The following is a 19,498-nucleotide window of genomic DNA, read 5'->3' as shown; positions in this document are numbered from 1 at the left end:
TCAAATTTCATTAAAGGCCGCACCGTTTAGCATTGAATTCCAACGCCAACTAAAATGTAAAAGTGTAAATTGTAGTGACCACCCCAAAAGGTGTCATTTCTTATACCTTTTTTCACTGCAATTCGTAGTAAGTCTGCTATACAATTACATATGCCGTATTAATTTGAATACGGAAAGGTCTTTTTGACTTATAAAGGTTACTTATGCGTTTTCCAAAATACGGAAATTATTCTCTTGATATTTCAGGCAATATGCTTGAAGTATTTGCCACGGGCGCATGGAATTTACGTACCACAGAGCTGTTTGTTGAAGAGATGCACGAGCTTATTGCAAAATTCGACAATCGTCCTTGGGCTGCCCTTATGGATGGCCGCCGCTGGGTGTTAGCAACACCGGAATGCCAAACATGCCTGGCCGATGCGATAAAGGTAAATATAACGCGTGGTTTGTGTCGTTCGGCGTACGTGCTCGACACGGGTATGGTAAAGCGAGCTCAACTTGAGCGGACGCACCCCGGTAAACAGCGTGAGTTTGACGTGGTTGGGTATGAAAGAGAGTACTTTGAAACCTATTTTAAGGCGCTTAACTGGCTGCACAATGATGGCTACTCACCCATAGAACGCTAACTGAGCGCTAACGCGATTCTGCTAGGCCAGTAATGGTTTAAGTAAAAGTCCAGGTTAATGAAAAAAGGTCAGCATTGCTGACCTTTTTTGTTTCTTTGCCCCTGAAGCGCTAGTACAACAAACTATATACCTTGCGACGATACTCAGATTTTAATGGGTCACCATCAGGCAACGCATTCATCATATCCATCATAAGCTTGCGTGCATCTCCAAAGCTTAGCTCTTTTTTAAGTACACCATACAGTAACTCTAAGGCATCCTGTGCTTTATTGGCCTGCTGCAATTGCACCGCTAAGTCGACTTTCAACTGAAGATCGTCTGGGTTAGCTTCAACCGCTGCCGTAAGCTGCCTAATTTCAGGCGTATCTGCCGCTTGCTCTGCCAGCTCAATTTTGCCTGACAACGACTTATACCGAGAGTCTTGATCAACAAGCTTGATGTCCAGTAGCAATGTTTTTGCTAAATCAATTGAGCCCGTCTCTATGTAGCAATCAATCAGCATGTATTTTGCGTTGATGTTGTCGGGGTTGAGCTCCACAGCTTCTTTTGCCGCGGGTAACGCCTCAGCATAGTTGCCCTGCTGAATCGCTTTACCTGCTGTAGCCAATAAATCGTCTTCTGGATTCGGCAGGTATTTCGCGAGCATCTCGCGAATCTGTTGCTCGGGCTGTACGCCAGCGAAACCATCTACAGGTTGGCCATTTTGCACCACCATCACTGTGGGCAAACTACGAATTCCAAACTGCGCCGCCACTTCTTGCTGCGCTTCACAGTCTACTTTCGCCAGTATTAAGTGCTGACTGTATTCTCCTGCTAACTTTTCTAGTATCGGCATTAAGTCTTTGCAGGGTTCACACCAGTCAGCCCAAAAGTCGATAAGTACCAACTTTTCTTGTGATGCTTCAACGATAACCTGCTGAAAATTTTCAACTGTGATATCAACTATGGTTGCCTGATTTGCAACTAAATTTTCCATAACCCGCGCCTTTTACGATTGCTTTTATGCGAAGAAATATGGGGTATTGATATGCAAAACTCAAGGGCAACAGTCTATGCACCCTTCACAATGTCATATTCACGACATTTATTTGCGCATGCTCATGTTAATTTACTGTAAATGCGTTTGTGTGTTTTACTGTTGCTAAATGGCATACACCATAAGCTGAGTATTTGGCTTCCTTCGTGCCTGACTTAATTGAGGTGATTTATGACTGCAGAAACTGAATCGACTACTGAATTTACGTCGTTTAAAGAGTTTTATCCGTTCTATTTAAACGAGCACAGCGACGCGACCTGCAGAACGCTTCACTTTGTCGGCTCGTGGCTTGTGCTTGCTGTTATCGCGATGTCTATTTATCTCGGAAACTACGCGCTACTTTGGCTTATACCTGTGGTTGGCTATGGATTTGCATGGGTTGGACACTTCTTTTTTGAAAAAAATAAGCCCGCGACGTTTAAGCATCCCTTGTATAGTCTTATCGGTGACTGGGTTATGTTTAAAGATATTCTAATAGGTAAGGTCAGTTTAAAAGGTTAGATAACGAGTAACCGTGTTGTTTATCACATGCTATAGGGCATTTAGCGCACAAACTTTACACATATTTAAATAACGCGATAAGGTTAAGCAAAACTTATCGCGCCTAGTGTGCGAGTAGAAAAACAACAAGGAACTCAACATGTTTACGTCTCGCCGTTTAACACGCAAGCGGTTTACGCTTACCTCTGCCACTCTATCTCTATTAATGCTCAACACAAGCCTTGTCGCTGCCTTAGAAGACACAACAAACACGTCAACGGATGCCGATACGATTAACCCGTTGAACTTTGAAGATACGTTTAATCTTGAATTTGTTGCCAGCCCGCAATTTATCAACGATGACACTGTAATTTACAGCCGTCAAAGCATGGATATTATGACCGACGGCAGGCAGAGCCGTTTGTGGCAAGTTAACATTAAGTCAGGTGAGCACCGTCCGTTTATAAGCGATGACGTAAACTTATCTCAAGCCACTATGTCGCCAGACGGTAAATACATTGCCTACACCAAAAGTGCGAATAAACGTACCCAGCTACATCTATACTATTTAGATTCCAAGCAGTCGGTTCGTCTTACTAATCTTGAAGAGGCTCCACGTCAGCTAACCTGGTCTAACGACAGTAGCACACTCGCATTCACCTTGTTCGATGAAGTAAAACAAGCCCCGCTATTTACTTCAATGCCTGCAAAACCAAAGGGCGCTAGTTGGGCTGAAACGGCTACGTATATTGAATCAACACGGTATCGCGGCGACGGTAGGGGTTACCTGCGCGAAGGCTACGACCAAATTTTTGTTTTACCCGTAGAAGGCGGTACGCCACGTAAACTCACTTCAGGGAAGTTTCCAAACGGCGGAACGTTGGCTTTCTCTAAAAACGATGAATGGATTTATTTCGCCACGCCACACCGAGAAGACTACGCATTACACCCGCTAGAAAGCGATATTTACAGAGTGAATGTCTCTAACGGGAAAACCGAACAGGTCACTTCGATGAACGGTCCAGAGAGCTAAGCCGCAGCTTAGTCCAGATGGTAAGCATCTGGCATTCACTCAACTTGATGATAGAAAGCTGTCTTATCAAAACAGTGACCTAGTGGTAATGAACCTTGAAACCAAAGAGGTGACGCGTTTAACAACATCGCTTGATAGGTCAATTGGTAAATTTGTCTGGAGAAAGGACAGCCGCGGATTGTTGTTTTCTCATTTGGATAAAGGGGATACCAAGCTTGCACGAGTAAACCTGAAAGGTGACATTAAACCTTTGGATATCACCATAGGTGGGCAAGCATTAGGACGCCCTTACACCTCTGGCGATTTTGCTGTTAGTAAAAAGGGAGACATTGTTTACACCACGGCGGCACGCTCAATGCCTGGTGACTTAGCCCTTTACAGAAAAGGCAAAAATGATGACGTGCTCACTCACCTTAACGAAGATGCGCTAGGTTACAAAACCCTAGCGCAAGTAGAAGATCTCACCATTACTTCTTCTGAAGATGGTCGAGACATTGATGCATGGATAGCACTTCCACCTGGCTTTGATAGCAGTAAAACATACCCGCTTATTCTAGAGATTCACGGCGGGCCACATGCGGCTTATGGTCCTCACTTTGCCATGGAAATTCAGCTTATGGCAGCAAAAGGATATGTGGTGGTATGGTCTAACCCTCGAGGCAGTAGTTCCTACGGTGAAGAGTTCGGCAACCTTATCCATCACAACTACCCTTCTAAAGATTACAACGACTTGATGGATGTGGTAGATGCAGTAATAGCTAAGGGCTACATTGATACTAACAATCTCTTTATTACCGGTGGCTCTGGTGGTGGTGTGTTAACCGCGTGGTCTATCGGTATGACTGACCGATTTGCTGCCGCGGTCGTCGCCAAGCCAGTTATAAACTGGGTAAGCTTTGCGTTGACCGCCGATGCATACCCGTACTTTAGTCAGTACTGGATGGCAGATAAGCCTTGGAACATTGCAGATAAACTATGGAAACGCAGCCCACTTTCGTTAGTAGGAAACGTCACCACACCTACTATGCTGTTGACTAAGCGAAGCAGACTATCGCACACCAATTAGTGAATCTGAGCAGTACTATCAGGCATTAAGACTACAGGGTATCGATTCTGCCATGGTTCGCATACCTGGTGCCTCTCACGGTATTGCAAGCCGTCCATCTCGACTAATTCAAAAGGTAGGAAATATTTTGGCTTGGTTCGAGCGCTACAAGACATCAGAAGAAAAAGATGATTAGTCGTTTATAGCAGAAACAAAAAAGCCGAGTTATGAAGAAAACTCGGCTTTTTTAGATTTAAACGTGCTTATTTTGACAAACGAAGTACTTTACCGTTTGGCGCGTCTGTTAACAGGTAAATAGCACCGTCTGGGCCAACCTCAACATCACGAACGCGTGCTTGGTTATCGCGTAAGTATTCAAACTGTTCACCCGGTTTACCGTTTTTAACGTCAATACGACGAAGGTGCGTGAACTTCAGAGATCCCACCAAAATGTCACCATTCCACTCTTTGAACATGTCGCCTTGGTAGAACGTTAGTCCGCTTGGCGCAATAGACGGGTCCCAATAAACCCAAGGTTGTTCCATACCATCCATGTGCGTTTTATCACTAATAATCTCGCCGCTATAGTCGATACCGTAGGTGATCACAGGCCAACCATAGTTAGCGCCTGATGCAATAACGTTTATCTCGTCACCGCCTTTAGGGCCGTGCTCCATAGCCCAGACCTTTCCCGTGTCGGGATGTACGGTAACGCCTTGTACATTTCGATGACCATAGCTAAATACTTCGGGGGCGTCGCCGTCAGTAAATGGGTTATCTGTAGGTACACTTCCGTCTCGATTAATTCGTACAATTTTTCCAAAATGGTTATTGGTATTCTGTGCTTCTTTCATGTACTTGTAGCGATCGCCCATGGTGATATAGAGCTGCTTTTCAGCATCAAACGCTAACCGACAACCAAAATGAAAGCCGTTATCAACAATTGAGTCGGCGCTAAAAATAACGTCAACATCTGCAAGACCTGCATCGGTAAGTGTTGCCTTTGCCACGCTACTGCTGCTGCCTTTCTTACCTTCAACGTCGCTCTCTTTGCTGTAGCAGAAGTAGACGGTGCTGTTGCTGGTAAAGTCTGGGTCAATCGCAATGTCGAGCATCCCACCTTGGTTCTGTGCGACGACAGCAGGCACATTCGCTAAGCGACCTGACAGGCTGCCACCTTTTGACAAGCGCTGTATACCACCTGCACGTTCTGTTATAAGCATGTCACCGTTGGGCAAGAATGCCATACCCCACGGATGCACTAGACCTTCTGCTAGTGTAGTCACTGTGATGTCTGCATCGGTGATACCATGCTCGTGCTCGCCAGAACCGTGTGCCAGTGCGGTTTGACTGAGTGCTAGTGCACTTGTGGTGATTAACGCGGTGGATAACTTTGTCATTAGGTGCCTCAATTAGTGTGTTGTTACGTGGGCAGAGTAACAGGGTTGCGTCACGTCCATTTATTATAGCGCGTAAGTATACAAAAAAGGGCACAGCGATGCTGTACCCTTAAGACAATTGAACTAACAGTTACGCTAAACGCGATATTTCGCGCAAATGCAGCTTACCTTGGAAGCGTCGCTCTTAGCATCCACGCCGTCTTCTCATGCACGCGCATACGATCACCAATCAACGCGGCTGACGACTCATCATCGGCATCTTGCGCCAGTTTAAGTGACGCTCGGCACGTTTTAACCACTTGTTCATGGCCATGAGTCAGCAGACGGACCATTTCGGTGGCTTCTGGCACCCCTTCAACTTCTTCAATAGAACTCAATTGAGCAAATGCTTTGTACGTGCCCGGAGCCGCTATACCCAGTGTTCGAATGCGTTCTGCTATTTCATCAACGGCAGTAGCGAGTTCGGTATAGTGCTCTTCAAACATAAGGTGGAGCTCGCGAAATTGTGGGCCCTCAACGTTCCAATGGAAGTTGTGGGTCTGGAGATAAAGCGTGTAAGAATCTGCAAGCAGCTTCTTAAGCCCTTCGGCAACTGCATTACGATCACTTTCTGAAATACCAATATCAATCTTACTCATGTCACACTCCTCAAATTAATCTTTTTAATGAATTAAAATAATAAAATTCAATTCAAATTATTATTTAGCAAATAATAATAACGAATATTGGGTGAAAAAGATTCCGCATTAAATTGATTGTGCTCATCGGCTTATTCAATGAACCTTGTGACACGCTTGCCTATTTACGCCACGCAAAATGTCACTGTCATTAATGATGATGGTGATGACCGACGTTTTCATCCTTTTTAACTGGCAATACAACATGCACTTTACGCTGCTTGTCGAAAGTAAGCGTGAGTGCGATATCACTTCCCTCGGTAAGACCTTTTGTGAGGCCTAACAACATGATGTGATAACCACCGGGCTTGAAATCTACCATTGCATCTGGTGCCACCGTGACCCCTTCAGTCATTTCTCGCATTTTCATGACATCACCTTGCATCTCGGTGGTGTGTATTTGCGCATCGCTAGCAATGCTGGCATCTACATCAACTGCGGTTAGCGTTACTTCTGACGCGTTTTGGTTATGCAAAGTAAAGTACACTGCTCCCGTTTTTGCCATAGAAAATGTAGCGCGAGCGTATCCTCCCATTACCATGATGCCTAATTCTTCGCTGTCTGACATGGCATCGTGATGTTTATGATTTTCGTGTTGATGTGCAAATGAAGTCGAAAGACTGGCTAAAAACAAAAATGTAATTAAGTACGAAAGAGTTTTAAAAAAATGGGGGGTTTGACATACAGCTACGCTCCAGTAAGTAGTACGAAACGTAGTGTACGAAATAACGCTTTAGGAAAAAAGCGCATTAGGAAAAATGGTGCCGACTGCCGGAATCGAACTGGCGACCTACTGATTACAAGTCAGTTGCTCTACCAACTGAGCTAAGTCGGCACACTAAAAAAAACCGCTGCCTTAGACAGCGGATGCGTATTCTAGCGATAAAAACTGTGGTGTCAACCTTTTAATCGCGTCGCTTCACCAACTAATTTCGGAAAGTACTCCAAAGGCAAATATTGGCTTAGTGCCATAAGCTTTTCACCCAAGCTTTCATAGCTATCAGTGGTGACGTTAATATGACCCATTTTGCGTTTTTCGCGCACCGATTTGCCATACCAATGTAAGTGGCTACCATCGATACTGAGCAAGTCACGTGAAAAGCTGCTGCAGCCAATAATATTTACCATAGCGCTAGGACCGATGGCGGTAGTATCGCCTAATGGTAGACCACATACGGCGCGCAGGTGGTTTTCAAATTGGCTAGTAACGGCACCAGACTGACTCCAGTGTCCCGAATTGTGCACGCGTGGCGCCAATTCATTAACCAGTAGTTTATCTCCTACTTGGAATAGCTCAACGGCCAGAACGCCGACGTAATCCATGCCTTTAGCTAATTTTGCAAAAATGTCGTGGGCTTGGTTTTGAAGCGCGGCATCAACATTTGTTGCTTAAGCGCCACAGAAACGTGAAGTTGGCCTTGATGATGCAGGTTTTCTGCTAGCGGATAGGTACGAACATCACCATTGGCATTACGAACACCAATTAATGATAATTCTCTATCGAACGCTACCATTTTTTCTACGACTAGCGGCACCGCTTCAAGATCAAGCCCTTGTAATGCACTTTTTAGCGCAGGTAAATCAGCTTCATCACTCAAACGCCACTGCCCATATCCGTCATAGCCATCGCGGCTCGCTTTCAAGATCAGCTTGCTACCCAGCTTTGAGACACAGTCGTCTAGCTGGTCGAGGTGCGTAACAATGTGATGCTCACAATTAGCCACGCCCATTGATTCTAAAAGTTTCTTTTCGCGAACGCGATCTGCGCCAACCAAAATGCTTTCAATATTCGGCATTAGTTTATTGGTCTTCGCAGCATCTTCGAGTAGACGCTCAGGTACGTGTTCAAACTCTACCGTCAGCGCATCAGCACTTTCTAACGCTTGCTCTAACGAAGTATCTAATGGCGTTTTGCTGACCGGGTGCACAACCGTATCGTTGTTTACGTCTACAGCTTGAACGTCAATACCTAGCGGGCTTCCCGCCAGGTACATCATTTGTGCAAGTTGACCAGCACCGTAAACCACTACTCTCATTCATCTAGCTCCAAAGTATTGCTTGAAGCCAAGACTGTGTCGGTTTGAGATTGCCTAAAAGCGATAATAGCATCGCGTACTTTCTCGTCTTGAAGTGCAACAACTTGCGCAGCCAATAAACCTGCGTTTGCTGCACCGGCTTCACCAATGGCAAGCGTACCCACCGCTACACCTTTTGGCATTTGAACAATTGATAACAGTGAATCTAGCCCGTTTAGTGCCTTTGACTTCACTGGGCAACCAAATACTGGTAAGTGTGTGTGTGCGGCTATCATACCAGGTAAGTGTGCAGCACCACCTGCACCAGCAATAATTGCGCTGAAACCCGCTTCAGCTGCGCTTTCTGCAAACTCTACTAGCAAGTTGGGCGTGCGGTGTGCTGACACCACTTTTGCTTCAAATTCAACACCAAACGACTTCAGCATTTTGGCAGCCTGCTGCATAGTAGGCCAGTCTGAAGTTGAACCCATCACTATCGCGATTTTTGCCATCTAGAGATCCTCGGGGTAGGTAAAATGGTCGACTTTGGAAAGGCCGCGATTGTAGCGTAAAACGGTTCAAAATCCCACCGCAAAGATCACACGCATAGGTGGTCTGCCGTGTGCCCAAAAATGATCTTTCACTCTCAAAATCTGCGTATTAACTAAAATTAATGATCAAGCGTGCTGAATATGTAGAGCACATAAGAGGCGTTCACTTCATGCATAACGCCTGCTGCACAGCACCTAAGTAAATTGTACTAAGGTGATTTAATGACTAAACAACACGAACCCGATGTCATCGACGAGGTAATTGACGAAGTCCAAGATGTCGCAAGCCGATTTCTTAGTAAGGAGCCAGCGCCTGGCATCTTACTGATGGTCGCGACTTTACTTGCCCTCATTATTGCTAACTCTCCTCTAGATAGCCTTTACGACCAACTTATTACAATGCCAGTGCAAGTTTCTGCTGGCTCTTGGGCAATTGATAAACCGCTTCTGCTGTGGATTAACGATGGCTTGATGGCAGTTTTCTTTTTTCATGTGGGCCTAGAACTTAAACGCGAAGTATGTGAGGGCGAGCTTTCAAACCCGAAAAATATGGTATTTCCTGCTGCTTAGCGCCATTGGTGGCATGATTTTACCGTCACTCATATACGTGGGCATAAACTGGGAAAACCCCGTGGCAATAGCAGGTTGGGCAATACCAGCAGCAACAGATATTGCATTTGCATTAGGCATATTGGCATTACTTGGAAGCCGAGTACCAACCAGCCTCAAAGTGTTTTTGGTCACACTGGCGATTATTGACGACATTGGAGCTATCGTCATTATTGCGCTTTTCTACACAGACAACATTACCACTTAAGCGCCTTAATGGTCGCTGCAGCTTGTTTATTTTTCCTGTGGCAGATGAATCGTCGAAATGTCGTAGATATTCCCGCCTACATTTTGATCGGTGTTGTGTTGTGGGTGGCAATGCTGAAATCCGGTGTGCATGCAACCCTTGCTGGAGTTGTACTTGCGGCTTTTATTCCTATGCGAGATGCTAAGGATGAGTCTTATTCCCCTGTTACAAGGCTTGAGCACAGTTTAAACGGCTCGGTAAACTTCGCCATCTTACCCATATTTGCGTTTGCGAATGCAGGAATAAGCTTTGGCAATATCAGTCCAGACGGCATCTTTCATCCCGTTACATTTGGTATTTTTCTTGGGCTTCTTTTAGGAAAACAAGTGGGCGTCTTTAGCTTTTGTTTTTTTATGGTCAAATTAAGACTGGCCAAACTTCCAACTGATCTTACTTTCAAACACATCTATGGCTGCGCATTGCTGTGTGGTGTTGGGTTTACTATGAGTCTATTCATTGGCGGTTTAGCATTTGAACAGACGGGTATTAACCAAATGTTTGACGAACGTGTTGGCATTTTAGCGGGTTCGCTTGTCTCAGCATGTCTAGGCTTTATCGTGCTGCGTTATATCGGTCAGAAAGGTGACAATGACAAAGGCGGGCGTATTGCCTCAAACGCTACTAAGTTCACGGGAAATACAGTCGAATAGCACTGTTTTACGAATAGGCTTACTGAGGTGCGCATTCATTCCTGCGTCTAAACACGCGTTTTTGTCTTCGGCGAAAGCATTTGCAGTCAATGCCACAATGCGCACCTTGTCTTTATTACGCCCTTCCTTTCTTATTAATCGGGATGCGGTTTGTCCATCCATGACTGGCATTTGGCAGTCCATAAGAATAATGTCAAAGTCGTATTTCTTCTCGGCCTCAACAGTGTCGCGACCGTTTCGAGTACGCAAACATTTAATGCCTTCAGACGCAAACATATCCATGACTATTTCGGCGTTAATGTCGTTGTCTTCGGCAAGTAACACACGCAAATTAGAGGGTAAGGAAGCGGTATTCAGGGGTTTGTTAACCACCTCTCCTTCTCCCTGTGAACATGGTAGATAGAAGCTGAACGTCGTGCCTGTGTTAACTATGCTCTCTACCTGCATTTGGCCGCCAAGCAGCTCAACTAGACCTTTTGATATGGCAAGCCCGAGACCTGTTCCACCAAAGTGGCGCGTAGTGGATGCATCAGCTTGCTCAAACTTCTCGAAAATAAGATGCTGCTTGTGGGGCTCTATACCGATCCCCGTGTCAGAGACCGCGACATGCAAAACACCATGTTCATACTTAACGCTTACAACCACCCTTCCTTCTTGAGTGAATTTTATAGCATTGCTCAATAGGTTATTCAGTACCTGACTTACCTTGCCAGCGTCTATTTTTAAAGTAGGCGGGACAGAAGGTTCAATGTCTAAGTCAATATCAAAACCCTTACTTTGTGCTGAAAAGCGATAGAGCTCACATGAGGCCTCAAACAATTCGACGACGTTGTTATTCTCTATATCAATAAGCATCTTGCCAGACTCTATCTTCGACCAGTCTAAAATGCTGTCGAGAATCATCAATAAGTTACTGGCTGATCGGGAAATGGTTGTAGCTCTAGCGACGGCATGCGTAGGTAAATCGTACTCTAGCAGCAGTTCACAAGAACCAATAATGCCGTTCATTGGCGTGCGTATTTCATGGCTCATATTGGCAAGAAACTGCGTTTTTGCAACATTGGCAGCTTCTGCCTCTTTAAGCGCCTTTTCTAAGTGTTCCGTCTTTTCATCAATACGACGCTCTAAGGATTGATTAAGGTTATTCAATTCGATGTTGAGACCCTGTTCGGTCTTACGGGCCTTATCTAAATCTTGAAACGCGTCCACTAGACGTTCTTCAAGGCTCATGAATTCGTCATTCAAAGAAGAGAGCTCTTGAATATGCAATGCACGGCGAGGCACTTTTGCATCACTTGATTTGTTAGGTTCAAACTCAGCAACGTAGCGTACTAAACCTCTAATAGGCGCACCTACCATTTTAGCTACTACGTACCCAGTGAAAGTTCCAAATGCCGAAAGTACCAATAACAACAGTAAGTCTTTAAACAAATAGCCACTCATTGATGTGAGTAACCAGCGTTTGTCAAAGTAGTAGCTTACTTTCCAATCGACATATGACAGCTGTTGAGTAAAACGAAGCCACACGGTTTCGGAGCGGAGATCTTGCACCTCAACACCGCAATTAGGCTCGCACGCGTAATAAGGCGCTTTGCTTAATGGGTTCATCTTTAAACCGGGGGATGCGTAGATAATCTCGCCTTTTTGGTCTTCGATTAACATTGAGAACCCGCGTAAACTCAGCGCGTCTATGCCCTGAAAACTCTTTAACGACAGCGAGCCTTCAATAATTCCTTTTGGCATTCCTTTGTTGTCTAAGATGGGGGCCGACAGCGCCACAATAGGGTCGTTTCCAAACCCTTTACCCTGAAACACGTTAGACAAAAACGGGGTGCCGCTTTGCATGGCTTCATAGAAATAGGGGCGGTACGACACATTAGTCAGACCACTGGCTATCGCCCTTCTAAGTAACTCTTTTGGGTGTGCCTGAGTAATATCACCTTTGTCATTAGTGACTAAAAATGTAAGAAACTCTGGATATTGCTTGGCCAAGATGGCCATTTGATCACTGGCTAAGCCGTCAAAGTTTTCAGTTACGGCTTTGCTAGACAGTACTTGCGCAGCCCCCGCAATTGCGTTTTGATGTCGCTTTATAAAGTCAGACAGTTGATACTCAAGTACCTCTACGCGCTGCGCCATATAGCTATGTATCTGGCGTTCTTGTAGTCCCTGAAACATGCTTACCGAGAGATAGATGACGGCCATAGAGGCGACAAAAAAGCAACCTGCGAAAAAATAACCAAACAGAAAGTGTAATGTGACTCGTTCAGATTTGGATGAAGTTTGTCGCTTTAGACCATGCAGCGCAAGATATGCAAAATGCCCGGTAACCAACCCAAACACACCGCTTACCCAAGTAACTAATACTCCAGAAAACATCACATTGATGTTGCTGCTTTCATAAAGGGAGTGTTCAAGGACAAGTATTGGCAAGAACACAATGGACCAAAAACCTGCACCTACCTTAATGACTTGCTTGAGTGATTTTTGATAACCAAAAAAAGCAAGTACCACAGGAAGGAGCGTAAGGCTTTCTTTGCCAACTATGCTGCCCGGTGAAAGCCACAGAGGCAGACTAATAATGAGCGCAAGTGGAATTGATATGTAGGGAGAAAAGCGCAAAGCGCCATACACCGCTGCCCCTACGCCAAATACGGCTAATCCGCTACTGTCAAACGGTGCGGGTATTGCACAAAGGCCCGCACCGAGTAAACAAACTACTAGCGCTTCAAGGGCCAAAGACCACGAAAGTGAAAAAGAAAAACCACTATCTTTCAATGCGTGTCTCCAGCCACCTGCTTAGTGTTGCGCCATGTAATCTAGCGTGAAATTGGTAAGTAGTTTAACACCTAATTTCATACCTGAATCATCGATATAGAATTCAGGAGTATGGTGTGCAGGGCTCTCTTCTTCAGGCACATCGAGCGGCTTACCGCCCACCCACACATAAAGACCGGGTATTTGCTCTTGAAAGAAAGAGAAGTCTTCTGCACCAGTTACAGGCTTTGATAGCAACGTATTTTCAACGCCTGCGGTGCGCTGCATTGTTGGCAACATGGCTTGCGTAAGCTCAGGGTCGTTAAATGTAATCGGGTAATAATAATCTAACGGTAATGTAAGCTCTGCTTCAGCCCCCATACTTTCGGCAATACCCTTCACTTTTCGCGGTAAGGCCTCGTAAATGTGCTCTCGGGCGGCTTTATTCAAGGTGCGAATGGTACCCACTAATTCTACTTCGTTAGGAATAATATTAGAGCGATTGCCTCCGTGAATAGACCCCACAGATACCACGGCTGCGTCGTCGATTAGCCTAATTTCACGGCTGACGATGGTTTGAATAGCCATGATCATTTGTGCGGCAGTAACCACGGGATCGACGCTTTTCCATGGGTATGCGCCGTGTGCTTGCTTTCCGTGTATTACGATTTTGAACGGGTCAACCGCCGCCATGGTTCCACCAGAATTGTAGCGGACCTTACCCACATCGGTATTTGCGCTAATATGCAGGCCAAAAATTGCATCTACGTCAGGGTTCTTCAGTACCCCTTCTTTTACCATAACCTCAGCACCACCGGTTTCACCTGCAGGCGCGCCCTCTTCGGCTGGTTGGAAGATAAACTTAACCTTTCCTTTTAGTTCGCCTTTTATTTCTGTAAGTATTTTGGCTGCGCCCATCAACATCGCCATATGTGTATCGTGGCCACAGGCATGCATAACTGGCACTTCTTTACCGTTATACTCGCCCATTTGCTTGGAGCGATAAGGTAAATCGTTTTGCTCTTTAACGGGTAAGCCATCCATATCAGCACGCAGCGCCACCACGGGACCGGGCTTGCCCGAATCTAAAATAGCTACAACGCCAGTTCTAGCAACGCCGGTTTGTACATCAAGACCTAAATTACGCAGATAATCTGCCACATACTCGGCGGTTTTAAATTCGCGGTTAGACAATTCAGGAAACTCATGGAAATGATGTCGCCACTTGATAACGTCGGGCTCGACTTTAGAAGCCAGTGCGTCAATATCAACTGTGCTAGCGAAAGAGGCCGAAACAGAGAAAAGCCCTGCCAGGGTAAAAGATAACAATTTCCGGTACATATTATTGTTTCCTTTGATGTTTTAGACAGAGTAGATCATCTTTGGAAAGAAAACATCACTTATTCATCGCATATGTGATGTAGAACAAGAGATTTCATCAAAGGAAATCAATGCTTGATTACATAAGAGAAAATACGTGATTTTTTATTTGATGAGAAGTAGACAGAAGTCTAGCGAATTTGTCGCTGCTGGCAAACTGAAACAAAAAAGGCGCCATAGGCGCCTTTTTGAATATCGTTAAAAGCTAATTAGCTTTTTTGTCTGCGCATGGCGTCGAAGAACTCATCGTTTGTCTTAGTCATAGACAGCTTGCTTATGAGGAATTCCATGGCATCAATTTCTGACATTTCATGAACAATCTTGCGAAGGATCCACATTTTCTGTAGTTCGTCTTGCGCAGTAAGCAGCTCTTCACGACGAGTACCAGAGCGGTTAAAGTCGATAGCTGGGAATACACGTTTTTCTGCAATTTTGCGATTAAGGTGTAATTCCATGTTACCAGTACCTTTAAACTCTTCGTAGATAACTTCATCCATCTTAGAGCCAGTGTCGATAAGCGCAGTCGCGATAATTGTTAAGCTACCGCCCTCTTCTACGTTACGTGCTGCACCAAAGAAACGCTTGGGTTTGTGTAGTGCATTTGCGTCCACACCACCAGTAAGTACTTTACCTGATGATGGGATAACCGTGTTGTACGCGCGTGCAAGACGGGTGATTGAGTCAAGCAAGATAACCACATCTTTTTTGTGCTCTACCAGGCGCTTGGCTTTCTCGATAACCATTTCAGCAACCTGAACGTGGCGGCTAGCTGGTTCATCAAACGTTGATGCCACTACTTCGCCTTGAACAAGGCGGTGCATTTCAGTTACTTCTTCTGGACGCTCATCAATAAGCAATACCATTAGCTCACACTCTGGGTGGTTAGCCGCAATCGATTGTGCAATATTTTGAAGAAGCAATGTTTTACCCGCTTTAGGCGGAGCAACAATAAGACCACGCTGACCTTTACCAATTGGCGAAGCAAGGTCTAGTACACGTGCGGTGATGTCTTCTGTAGAGCCATTACCACGTTCCATACGCAAACGGTCTGCTGCGTGTAGCGGTGTAAGGTTCTCAAATAAAATCTTATTGCGAGAGTTTTCCGGCTTATCGAAGTTTACTTCACGGATTTTAAGCAGCGCAAAGTAACGTTCGCTATCTTTTGGCGGACGAATCTTTCCTGCAATAGTGTCACCCGTGCGCAAGTTAAAGCGGCGGATTTGGCTTGGCGATACATAGATATCGTCCGGCCCTGCAAGATACGATGAGTCAGCTGAACGCAAAAAGCCGAAACCGTCCTGTAATATTTCTAGTACCCCATCGCCAAAGATATCTTCACCGCTTTTTGCGTGTGTCTTTAGGATTGAGAAAATGATGTCTTGTTTTCTGGCGCGTGCCATGTTTTCCAGGCCCATTTCCTCGGCCAGGGCAACCAACTCGCTTATTGGTTTGTTCTTTAATTCAGTTAAATTCATACTGGTGGGTCTTTGTGCTTGAACTTCGCTTACAGGACTAATTGTCACTCTGTTCTAGTTTAGATTTGATATCACCCGGATATGGGCGTAAGCAGAATGCTGCTCGGATGAGCGCTGAGGAAAAGTTAGCACTATATTTAATCAACGTCCAGCGTTTTACTGCCGAAATGTTAATTATTTTGTTATCGATACGCCCGCTCGATCGATGAAAGGGCCTAAAACAAAAAAACCGGCGCCGCTGTGGCCCCGGTATTTTCTATGCGCAATGCCTTACAGATTTTCGTTAAGAAACTCTGTTAACTGTGCTTTTGATAGTGCGCCAACTTTCGTTGCCGCTACGTTACCGTTTTTGAAAAGAAGTAATGTAGGAATACCACGAATACCATATTTAGGTGGAGTTTCGTTATTTTCATCGACATTCAACTTGCCAACTGTTAACTTGCCATCAAACTCGGTCGCAACTTCTTCTAAGATAGGTGCGATCATTTTACACGGGCCACACCATTCGGCCCAGAAGTCAACCAGTACAGGACCTTCAGCATTGATAACATCTGCTTCGAATTTATCGTCAGATAACTGGATAATTTTGTCGCTCATTCTTTTCTCCATTTTTGGTCTGTTGCTGATTTGTCTCAGCCCGACCATAAGTGTTATATAGAAACTGTTTTTTAATGCAAGCACTGATAAGCTATAAGCTATGCCTACTCACTTAACTGATACTCATTTTTCCGATTTGCCAATTAATGGCAAGGTTGTTGACGCCTTGGCGGCAGCTAATTTTTCACATTGTACACCAATTCAGGCACTTGCTCTGCCCCCGTTGCTAGACGGACATGACATTGCAGGTCAGGCTCAGACCGGAACTGGTAAAACCATCGCCTTTTTGGTTGCTACATTTCATTATTTGCTAAGCAAAGCAGAAAATGCAGCTGACAGCAAATCAAATGGCCCGCGCGCTATTATTATGGCGCCAACCAGAGAGCTAGCCGTTCAAATCTATAACGACGCCAAACTGCTTAGTGAGCACACTGGATTGTCGCTTGGTTTGATTTATGGGGGCGAAGGTTACCAAAGTCAACGGGAAACGTTGGAAGAAGGGGTAGATATTATAATTGGCACGACAGGACGCATACTGGATTACTACAAACAGAATGTGTTTACCCTGAATAATATTCAGGTTGCAGTGCTAGACGAAGCCGACCGTATGTTCGATTTGGGCTTCATTAAAGATATCCGCTTCTTGTTCCGTCGTATGCCGCTTAGCAAGCGAACGTTTGAGTATGCTTTTCTCTGCAACGCTAAGCTATCGCGTACAAGAGTTGGCCTACGAGCACATGAATAATCCTACTCATGTTCAGGTGGCGCCAGAACAAACTACTGCGACACGTGTAACCCAAGAGTTATTCTATCCGTCTGACGACGATAAAATGCTATTGCTTCTGACACTACTTGAAGAAGAGTGGCCGGAAAAAGCGATTGTTTTTGCCAATACAAAAAATAGCTGTGAAAAGGTTACCGACTGGCTTACCGCCGATGGCCACCGCGTTGGCTTGCTAAGCGGTGACGTACCTCAGAAAAAGCGCTTAGGTATTTTAGAAGACTTCACAAAAGGCAACTTAGATATTTTAGTTGCCACTGACGTAGCCGCGCGTGGCCTTCACATAGATGCTGTTACGCACGTATTTAACTACGATTTGCCTGACGACGCCGAGGACTACGTTCACCGTATAGGTCGTACTGGCCGCGCTGGACAAAGTGGCGTAGCAATTAGTTTTGCTTGTGAAAAGTACGCGCTTAATTTACCTTCGATAGAACAGTATATTCAAAAAGCGATTCCGGTTACCGATTATGACCGAAGCGCCTTGCTTGATGATGTAACAGCGCCCAAGCCACGTAGAAGACGTTCTCCGAACAATAGAAACTCATCTCGACGTGGCAATGGCCGAGGCCGTGGAAAGCCTCAACAGCGCAATCACAAGGCGTAAATGTAGATAGAGTTATATATGCAGGCAGAACTTCAGCACGACGCACAGACTTACGGTGAGTATTACGCCGCCGTCGACTTAGGGTCTAACAGCTTTCACATGGTTATTGTTCATGTGGTTAATGGAAGCGTGCAAATAATAGGGAAAATAAAGCAAAAGGTGCGACTGGCGGCGGGTTTGGACGACGCCATGGCACTAGATGAAATAAGCATGGAACGCGGTTGGCAATGCCTGCAGGTATTTTCTGAACGTTTACAGGACATTCCTCCTTCAAATATTAAAATTGTGGCTACCGCTACCCTTCGACTTGCGACCAATGCACATGTTTTTATTCGCAAGGCTGAAGAGATCCTCAATCACAAGCTAGAAGTCATAAGCGGTGAAGAGGAAGCGCGTCAAATTTATTTGGGTGTTGCCTACACATCTGCTAATCAGGGTAACAGTCTTGTCATTGATATAGGCGGTGCAAGTACCGAAATTATTATTGGCAACGACATGCAACCCATTCATTTAAAGAGCCTAGACATGGGCTGCGTAACGTACATGGAACGTTACTTTGAAGGCGGAAGCATCACTCAAGCCAACTTTACGCAAGCCAAAGCCGCTGCACACGCTCTTATTGAAGAAGTCTCAGACGCGTTTTTGTGTTTCGACTGGGAAAACTGCCTTGGCGCTTCGGGCACACCTCAAGCAATAACTGAAATTTTGGTTGCTCAAGGTATCAGCGACGCCATTCGCCTAGACTACCTCTACCATCTAGAGAAACAGTGTATTGAATGTGAGAATATTAAAACACTGGACATCGACGGGTTAGAAGATAACCGCAAAGCAATTTTTCCATCTGGTCTTGCCATTCTAATTAGCTTGTTTGAAGCACTGCACATCAAGCATATGAACATATCTGGCGGCGCACTGCGCGAAGGCCTGATTTATGGCATGCTGGACAATATACAAGACAACGATCGCCGCCAGCAGACCCTCAACCAAGCTATGCATCGTTATCACGTTGATACAAAACACGCTAACAACGTCAAGCAGGTAGCACTGACTTTGTGCCACCAGCTATGTGCACAACAAAATATTTGTCACCTAGATACCGAGACCATTTTAGGGGCTGCAGCACAATTACATGAAATCGGTCTGCACATTGAATACAAGCGTCACCATGAGCATGGCGAATATATTCTAAGTCATATCGATTTACCTGGCTTTACGCGATTGCAGCGAGCGGCAATACGCGATCTTGTGGCGCAGCACAGGCTGAATATTGACAAATCGGTATTTGAAAAATATCACGAAGACAATCGTCCCATGCTAAAGGGGTTGTTGCGCGTATTACGCATAGCAGTAGTATTGTGTTTAAGGCGACAAAACAAACATATTCCAGAAGTTAGTCTGGTATGTCATGAAAGTAATTGGACGCTTACCTTCCCAGAAGGTTGGTTAAAAGCGCATCCGTTGATTAATGCGGAACTCGCTAACGAATGCTGGCTTCAGCACAAAGCAGGCTGTGAACTTATCTGTCAATAAAG

The 19,498-nt window shown here is 45.2% G+C and carries 12 protein-coding genes, 1 tRNA gene and 4 pseudogenes; 6 read left to right on the top strand and 11 right to left on the bottom strand.

The genetic code is table 11. The annotated features are described in order from the left end of the window. Positions 1 to 203: 203 nt before the first annotated feature. Positions 204 to 626: a hypothetical protein gene (locus V6N89_RS02425; RefSeq protein WP_338519962.1), complete on the top strand. Its 423-nt coding sequence runs from the start codon at positions 204 to 206 to the stop codon at positions 624 to 626. A gap of 109 nt (positions 627 to 735) precedes the next feature. Here the strand turns inward: V6N89_RS02425 and trxA (V6N89_RS02420) are convergent, their stop codons facing one another. Then, a complete protein-coding gene (gene trxA, locus V6N89_RS02420; RefSeq protein WP_338519961.1) occupies positions 736 to 1,602 on the bottom strand; it encodes a thioredoxin in 867 nt (288 codons plus the stop codon). Positions 1,603 to 1,833: 231 nt separating this feature from the next. Here trxA (V6N89_RS02420) and V6N89_RS02415 point away from each other — a divergent pair, with 231 nt between their 5' ends. Continuing rightward, positions 1,834 to 2,163, top strand: a complete 330-nt coding sequence (locus V6N89_RS02415) for a DUF962 domain-containing protein (RefSeq protein WP_338519959.1) — start codon at positions 1,834 to 1,836, stop codon at positions 2,161 to 2,163. A gap of 139 nt (positions 2,164 to 2,302) precedes the next feature. Then, positions 2,303 to 4,416 (top strand): annotated as a pseudogene (locus V6N89_RS21660) (S9 family peptidase). 67 nt (positions 4,417 to 4,483) lie between these two features. On the opposite strand, the gene V6N89_RS02395 reads toward V6N89_RS21660, so the two are convergent. The 6 genes and pseudogenes from V6N89_RS02395 to purE form a co-directional block, all read right to left on the bottom strand. Beyond that, on the bottom strand, positions 4,484 to 5,620 hold the full coding sequence (locus V6N89_RS02395) for a PQQ-dependent sugar dehydrogenase (protein ID WP_346993355.1): 1,137 nt from the start codon (positions 5,618 to 5,620) through the stop codon (positions 4,484 to 4,486). Positions 5,621 to 5,784: 164 nt separating this feature from the next. Further along, complete coding sequence (locus V6N89_RS02390) at positions 5,785 to 6,258, bottom strand: Dps family protein (protein WP_338519953.1); 474 nt, start codon at positions 6,256 to 6,258, stop codon at positions 5,785 to 5,787. 190 nt (positions 6,259 to 6,448) lie between these two features. Continuing rightward, positions 6,449 to 6,865, bottom strand: coding sequence for a copper chaperone PCu(A)C (locus V6N89_RS02385; protein ID WP_338519951.1), 417 nt, complete (start codon positions 6,863 to 6,865; stop codon positions 6,449 to 6,451). A gap of 191 nt (positions 6,866 to 7,056) precedes the next feature. Beyond that, positions 7,057 to 7,132, bottom strand: a tRNA-Thr gene (locus V6N89_RS02380). Between the two features lie 62 nt (positions 7,133 to 7,194). Continuing rightward, positions 7,195 to 8,333: pseudogene (locus tag V6N89_RS02375) on the bottom strand (5-(carboxyamino)imidazole ribonucleotide synthase). Beyond that, complete coding sequence (gene purE / locus V6N89_RS02370) at positions 8,330 to 8,824, bottom strand: 5-(carboxyamino)imidazole ribonucleotide mutase (RefSeq protein ID WP_346993354.1); 495 nt, start codon at positions 8,822 to 8,824, stop codon at positions 8,330 to 8,332. Before purE ends, V6N89_RS02375 begins: the two are co-directional and overlap by 4 nt. A gap of 261 nt (positions 8,825 to 9,085) precedes the next feature. Between purE and nhaA the strand changes: the two are divergent. After that, a pseudogene (nhaA, locus tag V6N89_RS02365) lies at positions 9,086 to 10,369 on the top strand (Na+/H+ antiporter NhaA). Here the strand turns inward: nhaA and V6N89_RS02360 are convergent. The 4 genes from V6N89_RS02360 to trxA (V6N89_RS02345) all read right to left on the bottom strand — a co-directional run bounded on the left by V6N89_RS02360 (position 10,331) and on the right by trxA (V6N89_RS02345) (position 16,578). Then, positions 10,331 to 13,147 carry an ATP-binding protein gene (locus tag V6N89_RS02360; RefSeq protein ID WP_338519950.1) on the bottom strand — a complete coding sequence of 939 codons (2,817 nt, stop codon included), beginning with the start codon at positions 13,145 to 13,147 and terminating at the stop codon, positions 10,331 to 10,333. The pseudogene nhaA and the gene V6N89_RS02360 sit on opposite strands and share 39 nt — an antisense overlap. A gap of 21 nt (positions 13,148 to 13,168) precedes the next feature. Then, the gene (locus V6N89_RS02355; RefSeq protein ID WP_346993353.1) at positions 13,169 to 14,467 is read right to left on the bottom strand and encodes an amidohydrolase; all 1,299 of its coding nucleotides are present in this window, start codon (positions 14,465 to 14,467) and stop codon (positions 13,169 to 13,171) included. 248 nt (positions 14,468 to 14,715) lie between these two features. Further along, positions 14,716 to 15,981 (bottom strand): transcription termination factor Rho, encoded by a 1,266-nt coding sequence (rho, locus tag V6N89_RS02350; RefSeq protein WP_014997165.1) that lies wholly within the window; start codon positions 15,979 to 15,981, stop codon positions 14,716 to 14,718. 270 nt (positions 15,982 to 16,251) lie between these two features. Further along, positions 16,252 to 16,578: a thioredoxin TrxA gene (gene trxA / locus V6N89_RS02345; RefSeq protein ID WP_012517074.1), complete on the bottom strand. Its 327-nt coding sequence runs from the start codon at positions 16,576 to 16,578 to the stop codon at positions 16,252 to 16,254. 100 nt (positions 16,579 to 16,678) lie between these two features. Here trxA (V6N89_RS02345) and rhlB point away from each other — a divergent pair. Together rhlB and V6N89_RS02335 are read left to right on the top strand one after the other, a co-directional pair. Continuing rightward, positions 16,679 to 17,966, top strand: a pseudogene (rhlB, locus tag V6N89_RS02340) (ATP-dependent RNA helicase RhlB). Positions 17,967 to 17,984: 18 nt separating this feature from the next. Next, positions 17,985 to 19,496 carry a guanosine-5'-triphosphate,3'-diphosphate pyrophosphatase gene (locus V6N89_RS02335; RefSeq protein ID WP_338519949.1) on the top strand — a complete coding sequence of 504 codons (1,512 nt, stop codon included), beginning with the start codon at positions 17,985 to 17,987 and terminating at the stop codon, positions 19,494 to 19,496. Positions 19,497 to 19,498 lie beyond the last annotated feature (2 nt).

Origin of the sequence: Alteromonas gracilis (assembly GCF_036870955.2) — a bacterium.
GTDB lineage: Bacteria > Pseudomonadota > Gammaproteobacteria > Enterobacterales > Alteromonadaceae > Alteromonas > Alteromonas gracilis_A.
The sequence above is the reverse complement of the archived record's forward strand: the minus strand, read 5'-3'. Positions and strand labels throughout refer to the sequence as shown.